We start from the raw sequence: 18,758 nt of genomic DNA, 5'->3' as shown, positions 1-18,758 counted from the left end.
CGTTACTGGGAAAATTTGATGGTGAATGAACTGCGATAATTCTCAGGAGCTCACAAATGGCAAGCACCAAACGGCCCTATGATGAGTCACTTTTGCGGAAGGCCTTCGATGTGGCGCGGCGTTCGCGCGAACGCGGGGATCACCCATTTGGTTCAATTCTCGCCGACCATGATGGCAATGTTTTACTGGAACAGTGCAATGGCTACAGTTCGGAAGGTGGCGACCGCACCGCCCACGCGGAGCGGCTTCTCGCCACGCGCGCAGGCAAAGCCTATGATTTGGACTTTCTTGCCGGATGCACGATGTACACATCCGCGGAGCCATGCGCCATGTGCTCAGGCGCGATCTATTGGGCAGGCATAGGGCGCGTCGTGTTTGGCCTGTCCGAGAGAGAGATGAAACAACAGATAGGCGATAACCAGGAAAATCCGACGCTTGATCTCCCCTGCCACATCGTGTTCGCCGCCGGTCAGCGCCCAACGGAAGTCGTCGGCCCCATGTTGGCGGGCGAGGCCGCGAAACTCCACGAAGAATACTGGTCTCGCCGTTAAGGGCCCTTCTGCCGCATGGCAACGGTAGAATGCCGGCTTTCGCCTCTGAAGCAGACATAAGTGCATGATCTAGCCATGCCCGTTTGTGAGTTCTCGCCCGACTGTAGGTTCTCGTGCGGCAGATCGGCAAAAATCGGAAGCTGATTTAATTCAGCTTTAACGTTCTGCTGCGATTTTCCACAACAACCTGAATGATCAGGGGTTTTGTTCTTTGGAGCACCACGGCGTTGCTGGACGCTGCTAAGGTTTCCGCCCGAAGAGTGCCGTCAAACGGCCAGCCAGCATGTCCCGAAACCAAACCGCCGATGCAGCGCCGCGTGCAGACGCACAAAGGCTGTCAGACTTCAGATTGCTGCATGGCCTCGCAGGTCCACGCAGTCGGCGAGACGAGGGCAGTGTAATGAACGATGTGGCGTCGGCCGGCGCGGACATCAGCAGGATCGTTCTGGAGGCGAGTTGTGACGCGCTTGGCCTTGCTCTGCTCGTCTGCGGGCGGGACGACACCATCCTTTATGCCAGCGCCCCGATGTTGCAATTCTTCCCCGTCCAGCCTCACCTGCTGAAGCCCGGCGCGCGGCTTCGGGATTTCCTCGGAGCGGTCTACGATACTGGGCTTCGACCCGGAACGCTGCCCGAGAACAGCCGGCGCCGCGCGAACCGGGAGGACTGGATCGCCGAGCAAATGGGGCTCCATTGGCGCGAGCGCTACGAAAATGTCGAGCGGGCCGGCCGTACGCGTTGGGTCTGCCTGCGCAAGCGCCGCCTGTCGAGTGGCATCGGCATATTGTCGGTCAGCGATGTCTCCGATCAGAAGAAGCGCGAGGAACAGCTTCAAACCGACTTGGAACGTGTCGAACTCACCGAACAGATCCTCGATGCCCAACCCAATCCCATCTGCGTCAAGGATCGGAATCTGAACTATATCGCCGCAAACAAGGCGTTCTGCGCCATTCACGACGTGGCGCCGGAGGCGATCCTCGGTCGTTCGGCCTGGGATGTCGTGGACGCAGAGCTTGCGGAACGCTTCGAGCAGTCGGATCGGCACGTGCTGGCCACCGGCCGGCCGCATTCCGAGGCGGAGCATATCGTCCGCGCCGATGGCAGCGACTTGTGGGTCGTGACGCGCAAGTACCGCGTCGGTGTGCCGGGACGCCACTTCGTCGTCACCTGCATGAACGACGTCACGGACATAGCCGCCTGGTATCATGGCGCGGAAGGCGGTGGCATCAGTGCGGGACTGCAGATCCGCGACTACAGCATCTTCACCCCAGCCCAGAATTTCTACGACCCGTTCCGGGCCCTCAACGTCCAGCAGCTCGTCGAAGCCGGTTCGATGATCGAGACGCTGCCGGCCCGCGGTCTGCGCGTGCTTGTGGCGACGGCGCAGAGGGAAATGGAGGCGCGGATCGTCGCACGCCTGCGCGGTTCGGGCCTCGATGCCTGCGCCGTGCGCAATCGGGAGGAACTCGAAGCTTTTGCGGCCGCCGCCGAGGACCGCGGCGTGAAGCTCGATATTCTGGCGTTGGACACGGCAATCTCGGGCAGGGACGCCATCCTCGCCGGGTGGAAGAGCTGCCCACTGCTCGAAATCTCGTCGGACGCCGACGCCACCACCCTGCTCGGCGAGATATTCAGGGCTTGCACCGACCGGCAGCAGGCACGCTCGCAGTTTTCGCAGGCAGATTGGGAGGTCTCTTTCGACGGGGAGGCGGCGATTCGGACAGGAGCACCCGAGGTGGATGTGCTTGTTGCCGAGGACAACCAGATCAACCAGTTCGTCTTCGCGCAGATTTTGGACGGTCTCGGCGTGTCCCATCGGATCGCGGCGAACGGCAGGGAAGCGTTGGAACTCTGGCACGAGCTTCAGCCGTCGCTCGTGCTGATGGACATATCGATGCCCGTCATGAACGGGTTCGACGCCGCAGCGGCCATTCGCGACGCGGAAAGGCAGGCAGGACGGCGCACGCCGATCGTTGCCGTCACCGCGCAAGCCCTCGACATCGACCTGCAGCAGTGCGAGACATCCGGAATGGACGATCACATCATGAAACCGATCAGTCCGGATATGATCGAAGCGTTGCTGCGGAAATACATGCGACCGGCAAACCTGCGGTCGACGGCCTGATCGGATCGGGGTCGCATCGACGAGCCTCGACACCACAGATTTGAGGGTCAGTCGATATCGGATTGTTAACCGCCGATTGTCATCGTTGGCTCTCAAGGTTCCTTTTATCGGCACCTCCACCCGGGAGAAACTGCCCAGTCGTTCTGCAAGAGTTGAGCATCACAGGAATGAGCACGTCGCCCAAACAGCCAATTCCCCGGTCGGACATCGGTTCCGGCGGACGGGGTGTGCGGCGTGCGGGACCGGCTCGCACTCCGGCCGGGAGCGCACCGCAATGATGCTCACCGAGCTTGCGACCGAGCCCCACGGTCCGGACAGGCGACGCTTCGTCGATCCGCTGACGGGGCTCGGCAATGCAGAGCAATTGCGGCACAAGGTCTGCGAACTTGCCGCCGAGCGCGCCAGCGATCCGGCCCCGTTCGCAATCGGTCTCACCAATCTCGACGGCTTCAAGCCTATCAACGATCTGTTCGGGCCCGAGGCAGGCGACCGGATCCTTTGCCAGGTCGCGCAGAGATTGAGGGCCTGCGTTCCGGAAGGAGCGACGGTGATGCGCACGGCCGACGACGAGTTCGCCTTCGTGCTGCCGCTGGTCTTCGAGCGGAAGGGCGCCGAGAAGCTTGGCCAGATGCTGAAGGAAATCCTCTCTGCTCCCTTCGATCTCGGCGACCGCACCGTTCGGCTGTCCGCCTCGTTCGGCTTTGCCGTCTATCCCTTCGCAGGTGACGTCTTCGAGGATCTCTTGAAAAGCGCCGACACGGCACTTTACCGTTCGAAACGGCGCGGCCGCGGCCAGATCACGGTCTATTCGCAGGAGATCGCCCAGGAGATGAAGCGGGCGACGCAGCTTGAGCAGGCCTTGCGCAACGCGATCATCGCCGAAGAGATCGACGTCCATTTTCAGCCGATCGTCGATCTTCGCAACGACGGCGTTGTTGGTTTCGAAGCGCTTGCCAGATGGTGCGATCCGGATTTCGGCTATGTCTCGCCCTCGGTCTTCGTGCCGCTGGCGGAGGAACGCGGCTTCATCGAGGCTCTCGCTGAAATGTTGCTGCGCAAGGCGGCACAGGCGGCCCTGGCATGGCCGAAGGAATTGTTCCTCTCTTTCAATCTGTCGTCTGCGCAATTGATGGACCCGGCGACGAGCGGCCGCCTTTTGGCGATCGTCGGCCAGGTTGGCCTCGACCCGCGCCGCCTGGAACTGGAGATCACCGAAACGGCCGTCATGGCGGATGCCGATGTGGCGCAGAAAATCGTCTCGGAATTGCGGGCAGCCGGCGTGCGCGTATCTCTCGACGATTTCGGCACCGGTCAGTCGAGCCTCTGCCGGTTGCGTGATTTCTCGTTCGACAAGGTGAAGATCGACCGCGCCTTCGTTTCGCGGATTTCAGCCGACCGGGCCTCGGAACATATCGTCAGAGCGATCGTGTCGATGTGCGAAGGCCTGGAACTCGAGGTCGTCGCCGAGGGCATCGAGGACTTTTCCGAGGTGCTGAAGCTGAAAGCGCTCGGCTGCGGCATGGGACAGGGCTATTTCTACGGCAAGCCGGCCGATGCGGTCGCCACCATGCGCTATCTCTCAGACCGTCACCGCGAAGCCGCCGTGGCGCGCTGAAGGCCGGCGCGCGCCGCCGCGTCATCGATCTGCGAGCGGTCGCGCGCGCCCTCCTTCAGCAACCAGTCGCGGATCCGTCCAGCCTGGCTGTTGAGTTCGCGCGACCTCGGCCAGACGACGTAAAAGGCCTGGCCGGTCCGCAGCACGTGCCCCCCGACCGGAACGAGGGCGCCGGAGCGCACTTGTCCGGCGATCAGATGGTCCCAGCCGAGCGCGATGCCTTCGCCGGCAAGCACGGCCTGGATCACCAGAACATAGTCGTTGATCGCCAGCCGCTTGCCCTGGGCGGGATAGGCGAGGCCGGCGCTTGCGAACCACTCGGTCCAGTCGCAGGCGCGCCTGACCGGCTCTTCGAGATGGATGAGGCTGTGCCGCAGAAGGTCCTCGGGCGTCTCGGGCATGCCGTGGGCCTCGATATAGGCCGGCGTCGCTACGGCATTGATCACCTCGTCGGCGAGCAATGCCGCGTGATAGCGCGGCCATTGGCCGGGATCGCCGCCGCGCACGCCCAAGGGTATGGGTTCTTCGTCGAGGTCCAGGTCACGAACGCTTGTCTGGATGCGAAGATCGATCTCCGGCAGATCCTCGCGCAGCCGGTTGAGGCGCGGCAGCATCCACATCGAGGCGAAGGCCGTCGATGCGGCCAGGGTGACGTTGGTCTCGCGGCCCTTGGCGCGAATGTCTTCCGCCGATTTCTGGATGCGCGCCAGCCCGACCGATACATCGGCATGAAACTTCTCGCCGGCCTCGGTGAGTTCGACGGCCCTGTGCACCCGATGGAAGAGCGAAACGCCGAGCTGGCCCTCGAGGCCCCTTATGGCATAGGAGACCGCCGCCTGCGTCATTGCGAGCTCGGCGGCGGCGCGGGTGAAGTTCTGATGGCGGCCGGCCGCCTCGAAGATGATGAGGCTGGCGGCGGAAGGAAGCAGGCGGCGCAGGTTTTCCATAAACTCTGCTTATATCATGCGTGGAATTTTTCCAGCGTTACAATGGCCTTTCCCGCAAATACCATCATCGAAAATCATGGGAGATCAATGATGGCACTGGCGAGTGCGGCGGCCGGCGAGGCCCCGAAGCGAACGCGAAGCGGACGGCCGCAGCGGCGGGAAGGCGGCGGCAAAAGCCTTGGCGTTCCCTATATCGTCCGCAACATACCGACCTACGATATTCTCGGAGAGGAGGGGCTTGAGCGGATCGAGAGGACCGCTGATCGCATCCTCGCAGAGGTCGGCATCGAGTTTCGCGACGATCCCGCAGCACTCGACCACTGGCGGCGCGCCGGTGCGAAACTCGATGGTGTCCGGGTCACCTTCGAGCCCGGCCTGCTGAAGGAGATCGTCCGCTCGGCGCCGTCGCAATTCACCCAGCACGCCCGCAATCCCGCCCGCAGCGTCGAGATCGGCGGCCGAAACGTGGTCTTCTCCCCGGCTTACGGCTCTCCCTTCGTCATGGACCTCGACAAGGGGCGGCGCTACGGCACGATCGAGGACTTCCGCAATCTGGTGAAACTCGCCCAGGCGAGCCCCTGGCTGCACCATTCCGGCGGAACGATCTGCGAGCCGGTCGACGTGCCGGTCAACAAGCGCCATCTCGACATGGTCTACAGCCACATCAAATATTCCGACCGCGCCTTCATGGGCTCGATCACGGCCGAGGAGCGTGCCGAGGATTCGATCGAGATGGCCCGCATCCTCTTCGGCGCCGAATTCGTCGACGACAACTGCGTCATTCTCGGCAACGTCAACGTCAACTCGCCGCTCGTCTGGGACGGCACGATGACGAAGTCGTTGAGGGCCTATGCCCGCGCCAACCAGGCCGCCGTCATTGTGCCCTTTATTCTCGGCGGTGCGATGGGCCCGGTCACCAACGCCGGCGCCATCGCCCAGTCCTATGCCGAAACGCTGGCCGGCTGTGCGCTGACGCAGCTCGAACGCAAGGGCGCACCGGTGATCTTCGGCAACTTTCTGTCCTCCATGTCGCTCCGCTCCGGCTCGCCGACCTTCGGCACGCCGGAGCCGGCAATCGGCAGCATGGTCGTCGGCCAGCTCGCACGCCGGCTGGGGCTGCCGCTGCGCTGCGCCGGCAACTTCTCGAATTCGAAGCGGCCGGACGCGCAGGCGATGCAGGAAGGCGTCATGTCGATGCTGTCCGCTATCCATTGCGGCGCCAATTTCATCCTGCATTCGGCCGGCTTCGTCGACGGCCTGCTCGCCATGTCCTACGAGAAGTTCGTGATGGATACCGATTTCTGCGGTGCGCTTCACTCCTACCTTGCCGGCGTCGTCGTCGACGACAATTCGCTTGCCATGGATGCTTTCCTCGAAGTCGGGCCGGGCAATCATTTCCTCGGCTGCGCGCACACGATGCGCAATTATCAGACCGCCTTCTGGGACAGCGCGCTTTCCGACAACGAGCCTTTCGAGAAATGGGTGGAGCAGGGCGAAACGGACATGGCGCTGCGGGCCAATCGTCTCTGGAAGAAGACGCTCGCCGAATACGAAGCGCCGGTCTTGGACGTGGCGATCGACGAAGCGCTGACCGATTATGTCGCCAGGCGCAAGGCGAGCATGCCTGACGCCTGGTACTAGGCGGTCATCCTCAGCGGCGATTTTCCGGCAGTCTGGACGGGCGGATATATTTGCTCTGAGGACAGAAGAGCGGCGCCGGGGCGCCGCTCTGGGATTTCCGAAGGGCTGAAGCAGCCCTCAGCTTACTGCTGAGGTGCCGGTTGTGCGGGCTGAACAGGCTCAGCCGGCGCCGGGGTCGTGCCGGTCGCGGAAGTTGTTGACGTGTCGACCGGCTGCGCCGCATTGCGCTCAGCCATTACCTGCGACTTCGTCTTGAATTCCGGTGCGGCCTTCAGCGACTCGGCCGTTTCAGTCGTCGACAGCTTCAGCGCATCCGAGTCCGGTTGTTCGGCGATGGAAATGCTGTCAAACGGGACAGCCACGTTCTTCTCACCGATTCCGAGGAAACCGCCGACTCCGACGATGGCAGCAGCGATTCCGCCTTCCTTCTCGATGATCAGGTCGTTGATTTCGCCGATGCTGTCGTCATTGGCATTATATACCGACTGACCGATATAGGTATTGGCGGAAATCTGGTCCTCAGCCTGTTCGGTAAGGTAGCCCGGTTCAGCCTGAGCGGTGTCGGTGGCCTTGTCTGCAGGTGCAGGGGTCTGGGCCTGTTCACCCGGTGCAGGGGTCGCCGGAGCCGGTGTTGCCGGAGCGGGTTCCATGGTCTGGGTCTCCGGCGCCGGTGCGGGCGGCGTGGTGGTTTCCTGCGCAAAGCTCATCGGAGCCGTGGCAACGCCCACGAGAAGCGCGCCGGCAGCAACGGAAGATATAAGCATCTTTTTCATATCAGTGCCTTTCGTTGACGTTGTCGGAAGACGCAGCCCCAACGGCTGGCCGGTAGCGCTGCGCCGGTGATATCCAAGCAACGTCCGGCACTGGAAACTGTTCCGGAGAAAGTTAAATTTTGAAGCCGGCGGTTGTTGCGTCCATGACATGGTTCAACCTGTAGAGACAAACAAAAACGCCGCGCGCCAAAAACGACACGCGGCGTTCCAATCCGTCGGCTTACTACGTTCTTCGCGTCATCCGGCCAGGGCGCGAGGTGGCGCAAAGGGCTAATGGCTTTCGCGATGCACCTCGCTACCGCTATTGCCAACGAGGAAATCGAGATCGGCACCCTTGTCGGCCTGCAGCACGGTGTCGTGGTAGAGCTTGTAGTAGCCGCGCTGCCATTTCTGCTCCGGCGGCTGCCAGGCTGCCATACGGCTGGCGAACTCCTCCTCGCTGATCAGAATGTTCAATTCGCCCTTCATGGCGTCGAGGCGGATGCGGTCGCCGGTCTTGACGATCGCCAGCGGGCCACCCGCATTGGCTTCGGGGCTGACATGCAGCACAACGGTGCCGAAAGCGGTGCCGGACATCCGCGCATCCGAGATGCGCACCATGTCGCGAACCCCCTTTTCCACGAGCCGGCGCGGGATCGGCATGTTGCCGACCTCGGCCATGCCGGGATAGCCCTTCGGGCCGCAACCCTTCAGCACGAGGATCGTATCCTCGGTGACCGGCAGGTCCGGATCGTCGATCTTCGCCTTGAGGTCTTCGATCGTCTCGAAGACATAGGCCGGCCCTTCATGGGCAAGCAAGTGCTCGCTTGCCGCCGACGGCTTGATCACCGCGCCGTTCGGCGCGAGGTTGCCCTTCAGCACCCGGATGCCGGCAGCGGCGCGGAGCGGATTGTCGAGCGGCCGGATGACGTCGTCGTTGTAGACCTCGGCACCTTCCCAATAGTTGCTGATCGGCACGCCGAACACCGTCGGCGCGTCGGCATGCATCAGGTGCTGGATGCGGTTCATCACCGCCGGCAGGCCGCCCGCATAGGCGAGGTCCTCGATCAGGTACTTGCCCGAGGGCATGCAGTTGACGATGCAGGGCACCTGGCCGCCGACGCGGTCGAAATCCTCCAGACAGAGATCGACGCCGGCGCGTCCGGCAATTGCCAGGAGATGGACGACCGCATTGGTCGAGCCCCCGACGGCGGCGTTGGCGATGATGCCGTTCTCGAAGTTCTGCCGCGTCAGGATCTTCGACAGCCTGAGATCCTCGTGCACCATGTCGACGATCCGCTTGCCGGTCATGTGCGCCAGCGCCATGCGACGCGCGTCGACGGCCGGCAGCGCCGCATTGGTCGGCAGCGAAAGGCCCATCGCCTCGACCACCGAGGCCATGGTGGTTGCCGTGCCCATCGTCATGCAGACGCCGGGCGAGCGCGACATGCCGCTTTCGGCGGCCATGAATTCCTGCAGGCTCATTTCGCCGGCACGCACCGCTTCGGAGAATTTCCACACATCGGTGCCCGAACCGATATCCTTGCCCTTCCATTTGCCGTTGAGCATCGGGCCGGAGGAAACGACGATCGTCGGCAGATCGACGGAAGCCGCACCCATCAGCTGGCCCGGCGTCGTCTTGTCGCAGCCGCCGAGAAGTACCACGCCGTCGATGCCGTAGGCGCGGATCGCCTCTTCCACATCCATCGCCAGGAGATTGCGGAACAGCATCGCCGTCGGCCGCATCTGCGTTTCGCCGAGCGACGATACGGGAAATTCGACCGGGAAGCCGCCGGCCTCCCAGACGCCGCGCTTGACGCCCTCCGCGAGGATGCGCAGGTGGCTGTTGCAGGGTGTCAGCTCGGACCAGGTATTGCAGATGCCGATGATCGGCCGGCCGTCGAAGACATGATCCGGAAAGCCCTGGTTTTTCATCCAGGACCGGTGAATGAAGCCATCCTTGTGGGTGCCGCCGTACCAGTGCCGGCTTCTCAGTTCTTTCTTCTTATCGCTCATCCGAGCACTCCCTTTCCATGCGCGATTCACCGCATGGATTAATTGTATGACTTTTTCTCGGCGCCGCCAGCATTTGTTCTGATCTGGGCGCCGTATGAGAGGCCGATTTCCGCCAGCGGCCCTGCACTAGAGCCGGAACGCCGGCTCGAAGCGGCCCTTTACTTCAATGCCGAGTTCGAAGGTCTTGCCGGCGTTGGCATCGGCAGAGCGTGCCGCGTCGTCGAGATCCTGCCAGGCCGAGGTGACCAGCAGCCTGTCCGCTTTCGCGCCGATGAAAGCGGGGCAACTCGGCTGCGTCGCCGGCACGGCGTAGCGTGCAATCTTCCGGCCGTCGGGCTGGTATACCTCGACGGCGCCGGCACCCCAGCGGGCATTCCAGATCAAGCCATCGGCATCGCAGACCGAGCCGTCGATCCCGCCCGGCGCCGCGCTCTCGTCGGAAAGAATGACCGCGTCGCCCGTCGGCAGCGCCGTTGCCGGGTCTATGGCGACGCGCATCAGGTGGTTGACGTCCGTGTCGGTGAAATAGGCGGTGGCGCCATCCGGCGAAAAGCAGATGCCGTTCGGGATGGTGATATTGCCGTAGAGCTTCGTTATCCGGTTGCCGGCGACGTGATAGATGGCGCCCGCATGCTTTTCCGCGCTTCGCCCCATCGTGCCGATCCAGAGAGCGCCTGAGGGATGGACGCGGCCGTCATTGGAGCGGTTGCCAGGCTTCTCCTCGATCCTTGCGAAGGGGCTGAGCCTGAAGCTTGCCGTATCGCGGATGAAGAGCCCCTGGTCCGACGCGAGCAATTGCCGGCCGGGATCGATGGTGGCGAGCACGCTGCCGAGAAAGGGCAGCGGGTGAATGGTCTTGTGTCCGCTTTCGAGATGGAGCTCGTGCAGTTCCTGCCCTTTGATGTTGAACCACCAGGCGGTGTCGGTAGCGGGGTCATAGGTCGGGCCTTCGCCGAGTTCGGACGCGAAGTCGCAGACGATGCGACCGGAAAAGGGAACGAGGTCGGTCATCGCTGGCCTCCATAGACGGTGTCATAGGCCGCAAGCGTCGCCACCGCCCGCTGCCTGACATCCGCGGCGCTCATGCCCGGCTTGTAGAGGCTCGAGCCGAGGCCGAAGCTGCGCACGCCGATCTTGGCGTAATCGCCGAAATTGGCCTCCGAGACGCCGCCGACCGCGGCGATCTCGAGATCGCCCGGAAGCACCGCGCGGATAGCCGCAATGCCGGAAGGCCCAAGGACGCTGGCGGGGAAGAATTTCAGCCCGCTTGCGCCGGCTGCGGCTGCCGCGAGTGCTTCCGTCGGGGTGAAGACGCCTGGCATCGTCACCATGCCTTTCGCCGCGGCAAGCCGAATGACCGAGGGCTCGACATGGGGGCTGACCATGAGGCGCCCGCCGACGTCGCCAAGTCGTTCGACCTCGGCCGTCGTCAACACCGTGCCGGCGCCGATGAGGCAGTGGGCCGGCGCCATTTTTACCGCAGTTTCGATGGAGCGGAACGGGTCGGGTGAGTTCAGCGGGATCTCGATCGCTGTAAAGCCCGTTTCGATCAACGCGCCGACGACGCTTTCGGTCTCTTCCGGCTTCAACCCGCGCAGGATCGCAATCAGCGGATATTTCATTGGTGGCAGGGCAATGCGGTTCATCTTCTTCTTCCGTCAAAGGGGCCAGATGGCTTGGGCAGCGGCCGAAAGGCCGGCCCGCACCGCCTCATCGGCGTCGACAACCCGGACTGTGAGCCCCTGGCTTTCGAGCGCCGAACGGTAGAGCGCGCCAAGCCTTCCCGAGCCGACCAGGCAAATGCCGTCCACCGAGCCCGCAGAGGCGAGCGCTCCGGCGATCTCAAGACCAATCAGCGTGCCGGACAGGCGAGCCTTGGCGTCGGCGGCGCTCAACCCATGGAGCAACTGTCCCGCCCGGACGGAAAAGAGGAGATTCGTCGTCAGCGCCGGCCTTTCCCGCGCCCGCGTGACGGCTTCGGCAAAGGCAGCACTGTCGGCGGCGATGGCATCCGCCTCGGCCACGGCATGGCTCAAGATCGTGTGCTTCGAGATGACTTCGAACAATTCGCCGGTCATGAACGTCGAAAAACCGTCGACCGTCTGGCCCGAAAGCCGGACCCATTTGCTGTGGGTTCCAGGCATGCAGACGAGGTGGCGGCCGTCGTCTAGCATGCCGGCGGCCCCGAGCAGCTGCGTCTCTTCTCCGCGCATGACATCCGGGTGCCGGTCGTCGCGCTGCGCCAGGCCCGGCAGGATGCGGATGTCGCGATCCACATCCGGGACGGCGATTGCGTTTCCTGCGATGGCGCCAAGCGTTGCCGGTGTTTCGAGGTAGCCCGCTTCTCTCCAGCCCTGGCGCGCGCCCGCCATCCCGCAGATGATGATCGGCAGATGGGCAGGCGCCGAGACGGCGGCAAGATGGCCGTCGAGGACGGCGTGGAAGCCGGTCCTTGCCGCGGTCGTCATGCCTTCCGCGCTGCGGCGTTCGGCGAGCACCGCCCCGTCCTCTCCGATGAGCCACAAGCGGAAGCTCGAGGTCCCCCAGTCCACCGCGGCATAGTAGCCCGCCGTCATCAAAACACGCCTCCGTCGATGATCATTGTCTGCGCCGTCATTGCAGCGGAGCAATCGGACGCCAGAAAGAGGCAAGGGCCGACGAGATCTTCGGCGACCAGAATGCGTTTCAGGCACTGCTTCTCCTGCATCTGGGCGATCGAGTCCTCCGTGAGCCAGAGCCGTCTCTGCCGTTCGGTGACGATCATGCCGGGCAGGATGGCGTTGACGCGGATATTGTCCGGCCCGAGCTTTCCGGCAAGCGATTTGGTGAGCCCGATGATGCCTGCCTTCGCCGTCGAGTAGGCCGGCATTTCGGGCATGTTCAGCATGAAGGCGATGGACGAGAAATTGATGATCGATCCGCCGCCGGTTTGACGCATCTGCGGCGCGATCGCCTGGGAGAGGAAGAAGAAATGGCTGAGATTGACCGCCAGGCTTTCGTCCCAGCTATCCTCCGTCACCGCCTCGAGCGGCTGCCGGTCGTCCCGTGCGGCATTGTTGACGAGCACGCCAATGGACCCGAGCGCCGCGATGGCAGCTGCAGCCGCCTCCTTTGCGGCTCCGACGTCCCTGAGATCGGCGGCAATGAATTCGGGCCGCTGCCCAGTCTCGGCGGCAAGCTTGTCTGCGAGCGCCCGGCTCGCGTCCTCGGCAATATCAATGAAGGCGACGCGCGCCCCCTGCCGCAGAAAGCCCTCCACCAGAGCGGCTCCTATGCCGGAGCCGCCGCCGGTCACCAACACGCCGCGATTGCGCAAGTCGGGAAACTGGCCGCTCGGCAGTGTCATGGTTCGGGCCCCTCCTAAATCGCGTCGCGTGCAGTTGTTCCAATATGTGGAACACCGTGTTATTTTCTGGAATTATCGCGCCAGAGCTTTTATCCTGTCAAGGCAGCAAGCGAACGAAAGCGGATGAAATGGACCGGAAGAATGTAGCCGATCTGGAAAACGAAGGGCCGGGGACTGGAACGCTGGGGAAGGCGATGTCCGTGCTCGAGGCCGTCGCGACGGCCGACCGGCCCCAGCGCTTTACCGACATCCTTCAGACCGTCCGCCAGCCGCGCGGCACGCTGCATCGTCTGCTCGGCCATCTGGTCGATGAAGGCCTGCTGGTGCAGCGAGGCGATCTTTCCTACGAGCCGGGGCTACGGCTGCTGAAGCTTGCCTATAGCTCCTGGTCCGGCAATCAGTTTCGCGACGTCGCCGAACCGCACCTCCTTAATCTGCATGAACTGACCGGCGAGACCGTTCATCTCGGCATATTGCGCGAAACCGAGATCATCTATGTGGACAAGGTCGAAAGTCGCCAGACTGTGCGCATGAGCTCGCAGATTGGCAAAGCCTCGCCGGCCTATTGCACAGGGATCGGCAAGGCGGCCCTGTCATCGCTTGCTCAGAGCGAGCTGCAGCGAATCGCGGCAAAGATGCACTTCATTCCATTCACCGATCGGACGCATCGCTCGGCCACTTCGTTGCTTGCCGAAATTGAAGAAATTCGCCGCGAAGGGCATGCTTTCGACCGCGAGGAGCATGAAGCCGAAATCTGTTGCGTGGCTGCGCCGATCGTTGTTCCGGAGCACGAACTGGTTGCAGGCATTTCGGTGACCGGGCCGTCCTATCGCGTAACCATGACCCAATTGGCAATCTGGGCAGCGGATGTGCGCAATTCGGCGAGGCAGATCGAAGAGGAGGTCCGTATCCGCCTGGGTCCCGGACGAGGCGGGGGCTAGCATCGCTTACGGTAAATTAGAAGTTTCGACTGGACGAGGCGGCTATAGATCGCTAGCTTCAACCGACTGGGCCCGCCTCCACGATTGGTTGTAGATTCGCGGGATCCGGTTCTTGGCGGAATTGCCGGGAGCGGTTTATGACGGTGAACCAGCCGGGGCTCGCGATGTAGCGGGCAGGCTGCGGGAGGCGAGCGGAACTATGATAGATTTCAGCGCGGACATTACCTCACTGGCTCTTCCCAATGGCCGCTTCATCGACGGCGCGATCGGCAATGAGGACGATGTCAAGCGCGTTCTCGACCAGGTCTCGGACGCTTACGGCTTCCGTGGCTTCATGGTATTGGCCATTCCGGATTCCGGTTGCCACAGCCTGGCTGCGCAGGCGCTGCTCACGTCGTGGCCAGCGGAGTTCCTGCGGCGTTACGACAGCGCCGGTCTGATCGAGGGAAGTCCCGTCATCCACCGGTTGCGCCGGAGCACCATTCCCTTCACCTATGATGCGCATTTGCTGGCGCGCAGGCGCATGGACGGCAAGGGCGAGGCCGCCATCGGCGTCTTCGAAGAGGCCGGCATGCCGCGCGGTGTCTACCTGCCGGTTCACGACGTGAAGGGGGGGCGCGCGGCCATTGCCTTCGGCGGTGACAGGGAGGTGGTCTCGAGCGACGAAATGCAGGCGCTCAACCTCTGGGCAGGGCTTCTCTACAGCCGGCTTTCCGAAGTCAGGGCGCGCGACAGGCGCCGGCCGGGCAGCCTTTCCCGGCGCGAGATCGAATGTCTGCGCTGGGCCGCGGCCGGGAAGACCACCGTGGAGATGGCGCGAATCATGGCGCTTTCCGAATACACGGTGAACCACTATCTGAACCGCGCGACCCGCAAGCTCGACTCGGTCAACCGCGTTCAGACCGTCGCCAAGGCGATGCGGGCCGGTCTCATCAATTAGTCTGACACGCCTCGCCCGGCCCGTTGCTCGTTCGGCCGCATGCATTCGAAATACACAGCCTTTTGCCTCCGACGGGAGAACATTGCCGATCATCTGTTGGCAATGACGCGCGGCTCAGGCTATTTGATAAACGATGATTGTCATGGAACGCGCGAATGCCAGATACGATGACGACCGGGATGACTGACGTCGATCTACCCCGGGGCGGTGATTTCGCGTCTGAAATCGCAAGGCTGGAGACGCAGTTCGACATCATCCGCTATATGCGGCGCGTCACGCATATCTTCGGCTTCAAGACGTTCCTCATCTGCTCGATCCCGCCTGTCGACATGGAGCGGCTCTCCGCCGCCACCGTTATCTCCAATATGCCTGCGGAGCTTCTCAACAAATACGACAGCCTGTCGATGCTGCGCTTCAGCACGGGCGTTCGTCGCTTGCGGGAGACCACCACGCCCTTTCAGATCGCGCTTGCGGACTGGGAGAAGGAGGGCGGCAAACCGGTCTCCGCCGCGGATTACATCGCGATGCTGCGCGAGAACGGCATCTTCCAGGCAAACTACTTCCCGGTCCATGATGCAGAGGGCGGCCGCGGTGCCGTCATTCTCATGGGCCCGCAGGCCGATTTGCCGATGACCGCGGCGATGGAATTGCAGATGATCGCGATCCATGTCTACAACCGCCTTGCCGAGATCGGTTCCGTCTGGAAGAACAGCAGCACAACCCTCTCGGAGCGGGAAATCCAGTGCCTGAGCTGGACGGCAGCCGGCAAGACCAGCGCTGAAATCGCGGGGATCCTCGGCCTCTCCGAGCACACCGTCAATCACTACCTCAACCATGTCACCAAGAAGCTCGACGCCGTCAACCGCACTCAGGCGGTCGTGAAGGCGATGAAGAAGGGCTATATCAGCTAGCCTTCTGCCGGCCCGCCATACGAGATTGCTCGTGTTCGGCCCTTCCGTTTTGCCTAAAAAGCACCCATGCTCAGGAATTAGGCGGAAGGCCTCCAGCGTCTCGGCCGACCTACCCGCTTTTCCTTGAAAACACCCGCGTTTCCCGCTGTTTTGCAACTGGCACGCTTTCTGCATGTTCATTGCCGGTCCACAGAGGGGACTAAAAATAAGACAGCGCCCAAGAAGGTCGCGAAGCAAAGGGCTGCCGCCAACCGCCCGTGATCCCGGATGTACGGACACGACGGTTGGCTGGCGGCCCTTCATTTTCTCATCTCCAACATTGGCGAAGTGCCCCGCCTCGATTATCTACTGCATATGTTTCCTTGGATCGGATTCGATTTGAGGATGACTTATGCAGGCATTCAAGGCGTGCCGCAGCGCCTCGCCTAAACGGCAGGGCCTTGCCGACGCTGCAAATGGACAAGAGGACGAGATGCCGGATGTGACCAGGGAAATGGTTCTTGAAAGGCTGCGGAGCGTGCGCGGCCCGGACATGGAAGGCAACATCGTCGATCTGGGCCTTGTCTCCGATGTGTTCATCTCCGACGGCAAGGCCTATTTCTCGATCACGGTGCCGGCGGACCGGGCGAAGGAGCTCGAACCAATGCGCGCTGCTGCCGAACGGGTCGTGCGCGAAATACCGGGTGTGAAGGCCGCAATGGTCGCGCTGACCGCCGACCGCAAGGCGGCGCCTCAGGCCGCCCCCGTGCAGCGGCCGGCGCCGCCGTCCGGGCACGCGCACGCTCAGAGACCGGCCGGCGGCGCCGCGGCAAAAGCGGGCATTCCGGGCGTTGGCGCCATCATTGCGGTTGCCTCCGGCAAGGGCGGCGTCGGCAAGTCGACGACTTCGGTAAACCTGGCCTTGGCGCTTCAGGCGAACGGTCTCAAGGTCGGGCTGCTCGACGCCGATATCTATGGCCCCTCGATGCCGCGCCTCCTGAAGATTTCCGGCCGGCCGCAGCAGATCGAGGGACGGCTCATTCGGCCGATGGAAAATTACGGGCTGAGGGTGATGTCGATGGGCTTCCTCGTCGACGAGGAGGTCGCGATGATCTGGCGCGGGCCGATGATCCAGTCCGCTCTCCTGCAGATGCTGCGCGAAGTGGCCTGGGGCGATCTCGACGTGCTCGTCGTCGACATGCCGCCGGGCACCGGCGATGCGCAGTTGACGATGGCCCAGCAGGTGCCGCTCGCCGGCGCCGTTATCGTCTCGACGCCGCAGGATCTGGCTCTTGCCGACGCTCGCAAAGGCATCACGATGTTTCGCAAGGTCGAGGTTCCGGTGCTCGGGATCGTTGAGAACATGAGCTATTTCGTCGCCCCCGACACGGGCAAGCGCTACGATATCTTCGGTCATGGCGGCGCCCGCAAGGAGGCCGATCGAATTGGCGTGCCCTTCCTCGGGGAAGTCCCGCTCACCATGGCTATCCGCGAAACCTCGGATGCCGGGACGCCCTTGGTGGTTTCCGAACCCGAAGGTGACGTGGCGCGCATTTATCGCGGCATCGCCGAGCGGGTCTGGGAGCAACTCTCGGCGGGGCAAGGGAACAAGAGCCGCACAATGCCGAACATCGTCTTCGAATAAACCTTCGGTGAGGCGTTGGCGCCAAACCCTATGGCCTTCTCTTCAAGAGGCGTATCGCTTCCGGAAATAATGAAGTAGGGTCCGGCCCTGTTCGGATCGAGACGGGAGATGCCGCGGGGACGGCATGCGCAAAAAGCATTGATTTTAGCGGAGCATTGCGCCATATGCCTTGCCGCTCGCGCGGAGGCAGGCGCTCAACGCCCTCGCCGGGAGATTTTCGCCCTGACGACAACCAGGAGGGGATGTCGCAAGGCGGAAGTCTGCATCAGATGAATCGGCATTGTGGAAATCCTGTGGCGGCTGATCGTTTCAAACCTTCATGGTTCGTCCTTATCGGTCCCATCCAGAAAGCGGCCGCATGATCTCAGGATATTGCGTCAATGGCGAAGCTGTCGCTCTCTCGACGGCCGAACCGCCAGCTGTCCTGCGCCCGGACATCGTCTGGATCGACCTCGTCGAGCCGACCAGGGCCGAAGAACTGATGATGGAAGGGCTGCTCGGACTTTCCATTCCGACCCGGGACGACCTCAAGGGAATAGAGCCGTCGAGCCGCCTTTATGTCGAAGAGGACGCCGTCTTCATGACGGCCTCGCTGGTCTATCGCAGTGAAACGCAGATTCCCGGCCTGACGGATGCCGGTTTCATCCTTTCCGGAGGACGGCTGGTGACGGTCCGCTACGCGGAGCCGCGCGCCTTCGGCCTCTTCAAGGCCGGTATGCATCGGATTCCCGGTGGCTGCCGAAACGGTATGGTGATTTTGACCCGTCTGCTCGAAACGATCACCGATCGGACCTCCGAAATTCTGGAGCATGCCGTCGACAAGATCGATGACCTGTCGATCGAGGTGTTCGGCGAAAGGGCCGCTGGCCGACGCAGGCCCCCGCAACTGCTCGAGGCACGCCTGCGCGACGTGGCGGGCTTTCACAGGCTGGTTGCGAAGACGCGCGACAGCCTTGCTTCGCTGTCAAGGCTGCTCACCTTCGTCTACACCCTGCCGGAAGTGCAGGAAGACAAGGATAGTCGCGAGCTTTGCCGCTCGATTTCCCGGGATATCCAGTCGCTTTCGGAACATGCCGCCTTCATTTCGGGCAACATCACGTTTCTGCTCGATGCCTCGCTCGGTCTCATCAATGTCGAGCAGAATGCCATCATCAAGATCTTCTCGATCGCTTCGGTCGTTCTCCTGCCGCCGACGCTGGTTGCGTCCATCTATGGCATGAATTTTCGGGTCATGCCGGAACTCGAATGGCAGTTCGGCTACCCTTGGGCACTTGCGGCCATGGTGCTCTCGGCCGTCATCCCGTTTTTGTTCTTTCGCTGGAAAGGCTGGCTTTAGGAGCCCGTTGCAC

General features: G+C 62.8%; 16 protein-coding genes. 9 read left to right on the top strand and 7 right to left on the bottom strand.

What is annotated here, in order from left to right; all coding sequences use genetic code 11:
* Window positions 1–56: 56 nt before the first annotated feature.
* The 3 genes from AU381_RS08050 (at window position 57) to AU381_RS08040 (ending at window position 4,291) form a co-directional block, all read left to right on the top strand.
* Window positions 57–551, top strand: coding sequence for a nucleoside deaminase (locus AU381_RS08050; RefSeq protein ID WP_064241216.1), 495 nt, complete (start codon window positions 57–59; stop codon window positions 549–551).
* 400 nt (window positions 552–951) lie between these two features.
* Window positions 952–2,676, top strand: a complete 1,725-nt coding sequence (locus tag AU381_RS08045; protein WP_064241215.1) for a response regulator — start codon at window positions 952–954, stop codon at window positions 2,674–2,676.
* A gap of 274 nt (window positions 2,677–2,950) precedes the next feature.
* A complete protein-coding gene (locus tag AU381_RS08040; protein WP_064241214.1) occupies window positions 2,951–4,291 on the top strand; it encodes a putative bifunctional diguanylate cyclase/phosphodiesterase in 1,341 nt (446 codons plus the stop codon).
* Here AU381_RS08040 and AU381_RS08035 read toward each other — a convergent pair.
* Entirely contained in the window at window positions 4,264–5,238 is a 975-nt protein-coding gene (locus AU381_RS08035) for a LysR substrate-binding domain-containing protein (protein ID WP_064241213.1), read from the bottom strand. The two genes, AU381_RS08040 and AU381_RS08035, sit on opposite strands and share 28 nt — an antisense overlap.
* Window positions 5,239–5,328: 90 nt before the next feature.
* On the opposite strand from AU381_RS08035, the gene AU381_RS08030 reads away from it, so the two are divergent.
* A complete protein-coding gene (locus AU381_RS08030) occupies window positions 5,329–6,879 on the top strand; it encodes a trimethylamine methyltransferase family protein (RefSeq protein ID WP_064241862.1) in 1,551 nt (516 codons plus the stop codon).
* A 122-nt stretch (window positions 6,880–7,001) separates the two neighbouring features.
* Here the strand turns inward: AU381_RS08030 and AU381_RS08025 are convergent, their stop codons facing one another.
* From AU381_RS08025 to AU381_RS08000, 6 genes are all read right to left on the bottom strand, one after another.
* Window positions 7,002–7,652 (bottom strand): PRC-barrel domain-containing protein, encoded by a 651-nt coding sequence (locus AU381_RS08025; protein ID WP_064241212.1) that lies wholly within the window; start codon window positions 7,650–7,652, stop codon window positions 7,002–7,004.
* A 270-nt stretch (window positions 7,653–7,922) separates the two neighbouring features.
* A complete protein-coding gene (locus tag AU381_RS08020; protein WP_064241211.1) occupies window positions 7,923–9,647 on the bottom strand; it encodes an IlvD/Edd family dehydratase in 1,725 nt (574 codons plus the stop codon).
* A 126-nt stretch (window positions 9,648–9,773) separates the two neighbouring features.
* Window positions 9,774–10,658 (bottom strand): SMP-30/gluconolactonase/LRE family protein, encoded by an 885-nt coding sequence (locus AU381_RS08015; protein WP_064241210.1) that lies wholly within the window; start codon window positions 10,656–10,658, stop codon window positions 9,774–9,776.
* Window positions 10,655–11,293: a 2-dehydro-3-deoxy-6-phosphogalactonate aldolase gene (locus tag AU381_RS08010; RefSeq protein ID WP_064241209.1), complete on the bottom strand. Its 639-nt coding sequence runs from the start codon at window positions 11,291–11,293 to the stop codon at window positions 10,655–10,657. Before AU381_RS08010 ends, AU381_RS08015 begins: the two co-directional genes overlap by 4 nt.
* 12 nt (window positions 11,294–11,305) lie before the next feature.
* Window positions 11,306–12,223, bottom strand: coding sequence for a 2-dehydro-3-deoxygalactonokinase (locus AU381_RS08005; protein WP_064241208.1), 918 nt, complete (start codon window positions 12,221–12,223; stop codon window positions 11,306–11,308).
* Entirely contained in the window at window positions 12,223–12,993 is a 771-nt protein-coding gene (locus tag AU381_RS08000) for an SDR family NAD(P)-dependent oxidoreductase (protein ID WP_064241207.1), read from the bottom strand. The genes AU381_RS08005 and AU381_RS08000 overlap by 1 nt, the downstream gene beginning before the upstream one ends.
* A gap of 128 nt (window positions 12,994–13,121) precedes the next feature.
* Here AU381_RS08000 and AU381_RS07995 point away from each other — a divergent pair, with 128 nt between their 5' ends.
* The 5 genes from AU381_RS07995 to AU381_RS07975 all read left to right on the top strand — a co-directional run bounded on the left by AU381_RS07995 (window position 13,122) and on the right by AU381_RS07975 (window position 18,745).
* Entirely contained in the window at window positions 13,122–13,934 is an 813-nt protein-coding gene (locus tag AU381_RS07995; RefSeq protein ID WP_064241206.1) for an IclR family transcriptional regulator, read from the top strand.
* 199 nt (window positions 13,935–14,133) lie between these two features.
* Window positions 14,134–14,874: a LuxR family transcriptional regulator gene (locus AU381_RS07990; protein ID WP_064241205.1), complete on the top strand. Its 741-nt coding sequence runs from the start codon at window positions 14,134–14,136 to the stop codon at window positions 14,872–14,874.
* A gap of 155 nt (window positions 14,875–15,029) precedes the next feature.
* Window positions 15,030–15,785: an autoinducer binding domain-containing protein gene (locus tag AU381_RS07985; protein WP_064241204.1), complete on the top strand. Its 756-nt coding sequence runs from the start codon at window positions 15,030–15,032 to the stop codon at window positions 15,783–15,785.
* Between the two features lie 472 nt (window positions 15,786–16,257).
* Entirely contained in the window at window positions 16,258–17,409 is a 1,152-nt protein-coding gene (apbC, locus tag AU381_RS07980; RefSeq protein ID WP_064241203.1) for an iron-sulfur cluster carrier protein ApbC, read from the top strand.
* 358 nt (window positions 17,410–17,767) lie between these two features.
* The gene (locus AU381_RS07975; RefSeq protein WP_064241861.1) at window positions 17,768–18,745 is read left to right on the top strand and encodes a magnesium transporter CorA family protein; all 978 of its coding nucleotides are present in this window, start codon (window positions 17,768–17,770) and stop codon (window positions 18,743–18,745) included.
* Window positions 18,746–18,758 lie beyond the last annotated feature (13 nt).

It is taken from the genome of Sinorhizobium glycinis, from assembly GCF_001651865.1.
Classification (GTDB): Bacteria; Pseudomonadota; Alphaproteobacteria; order Rhizobiales; family Rhizobiaceae; genus Sinorhizobium; species Sinorhizobium glycinis.
The sequence above is the reverse complement of the archived record's forward strand: the minus strand, read 5'-3'. Positions and strand labels throughout refer to the sequence as shown.

Coding starts and splice junctions, on each gene's coding strand:
- AU381_RS08050 (WP_064241216.1), top strand. CDS start 57: ATGGCAAGCACCAAACGGCCCTATGATGAGTCACTTTTGCGGAAGGCC.
- AU381_RS08045 (WP_064241215.1), top strand. CDS start 952: ATGAACGATGTGGCGTCGGCCGGCGCGGACATCAGCAGGATCGTTCTG.
- AU381_RS08040 (WP_064241214.1), top strand. CDS start 2,951: ATGATGCTCACCGAGCTTGCGACCGAGCCCCACGGTCCGGACAGGCGA.
- AU381_RS08035 (WP_064241213.1), bottom strand. CDS start 5,238: ATGGAAAACCTGCGCCGCCTGCTTCCTTCCGCCGCCAGCCTCATCATC.
- AU381_RS08030 (WP_064241862.1), top strand. CDS start 5,329: ATGGCACTGGCGAGTGCGGCGGCCGGCGAGGCCCCGAAGCGAACGCGA.
- AU381_RS08025 (WP_064241212.1), bottom strand. CDS start 7,652: ATGAAAAAGATGCTTATATCTTCCGTTGCTGCCGGCGCGCTTCTCGTG.
- AU381_RS08020 (WP_064241211.1), bottom strand. CDS start 9,647: ATGAGCGATAAGAAGAAAGAACTGAGAAGCCGGCACTGGTACGGCGGC.
- AU381_RS08015 (WP_064241210.1), bottom strand. CDS start 10,658: ATGACCGACCTCGTTCCCTTTTCCGGTCGCATCGTCTGCGACTTCGCG.
- AU381_RS08010 (WP_064241209.1), bottom strand. CDS start 11,293: ATGAACCGCATTGCCCTGCCACCAATGAAATATCCGCTGATTGCGATC.
- AU381_RS08005 (WP_064241208.1), bottom strand. CDS start 12,223: ATGACGGCGGGCTACTATGCCGCGGTGGACTGGGGGACCTCGAGCTTC.
- AU381_RS08000 (WP_064241207.1), bottom strand. CDS start 12,993: ATGACACTGCCGAGCGGCCAGTTTCCCGACTTGCGCAATCGCGGCGTG.
- AU381_RS07995 (WP_064241206.1), top strand. CDS start 13,122: ATGGACCGGAAGAATGTAGCCGATCTGGAAAACGAAGGGCCGGGGACT.
- AU381_RS07990 (WP_064241205.1), top strand. CDS start 14,134: ATGATAGATTTCAGCGCGGACATTACCTCACTGGCTCTTCCCAATGGC.
- AU381_RS07985 (WP_064241204.1), top strand. CDS start 15,030: ATGCCAGATACGATGACGACCGGGATGACTGACGTCGATCTACCCCGG.
- apbC (WP_064241203.1), top strand. CDS start 16,258: ATGCCGGATGTGACCAGGGAAATGGTTCTTGAAAGGCTGCGGAGCGTG.
- AU381_RS07975 (WP_064241861.1), top strand. CDS start 17,768: ATGATCTCAGGATATTGCGTCAATGGCGAAGCTGTCGCTCTCTCGACG.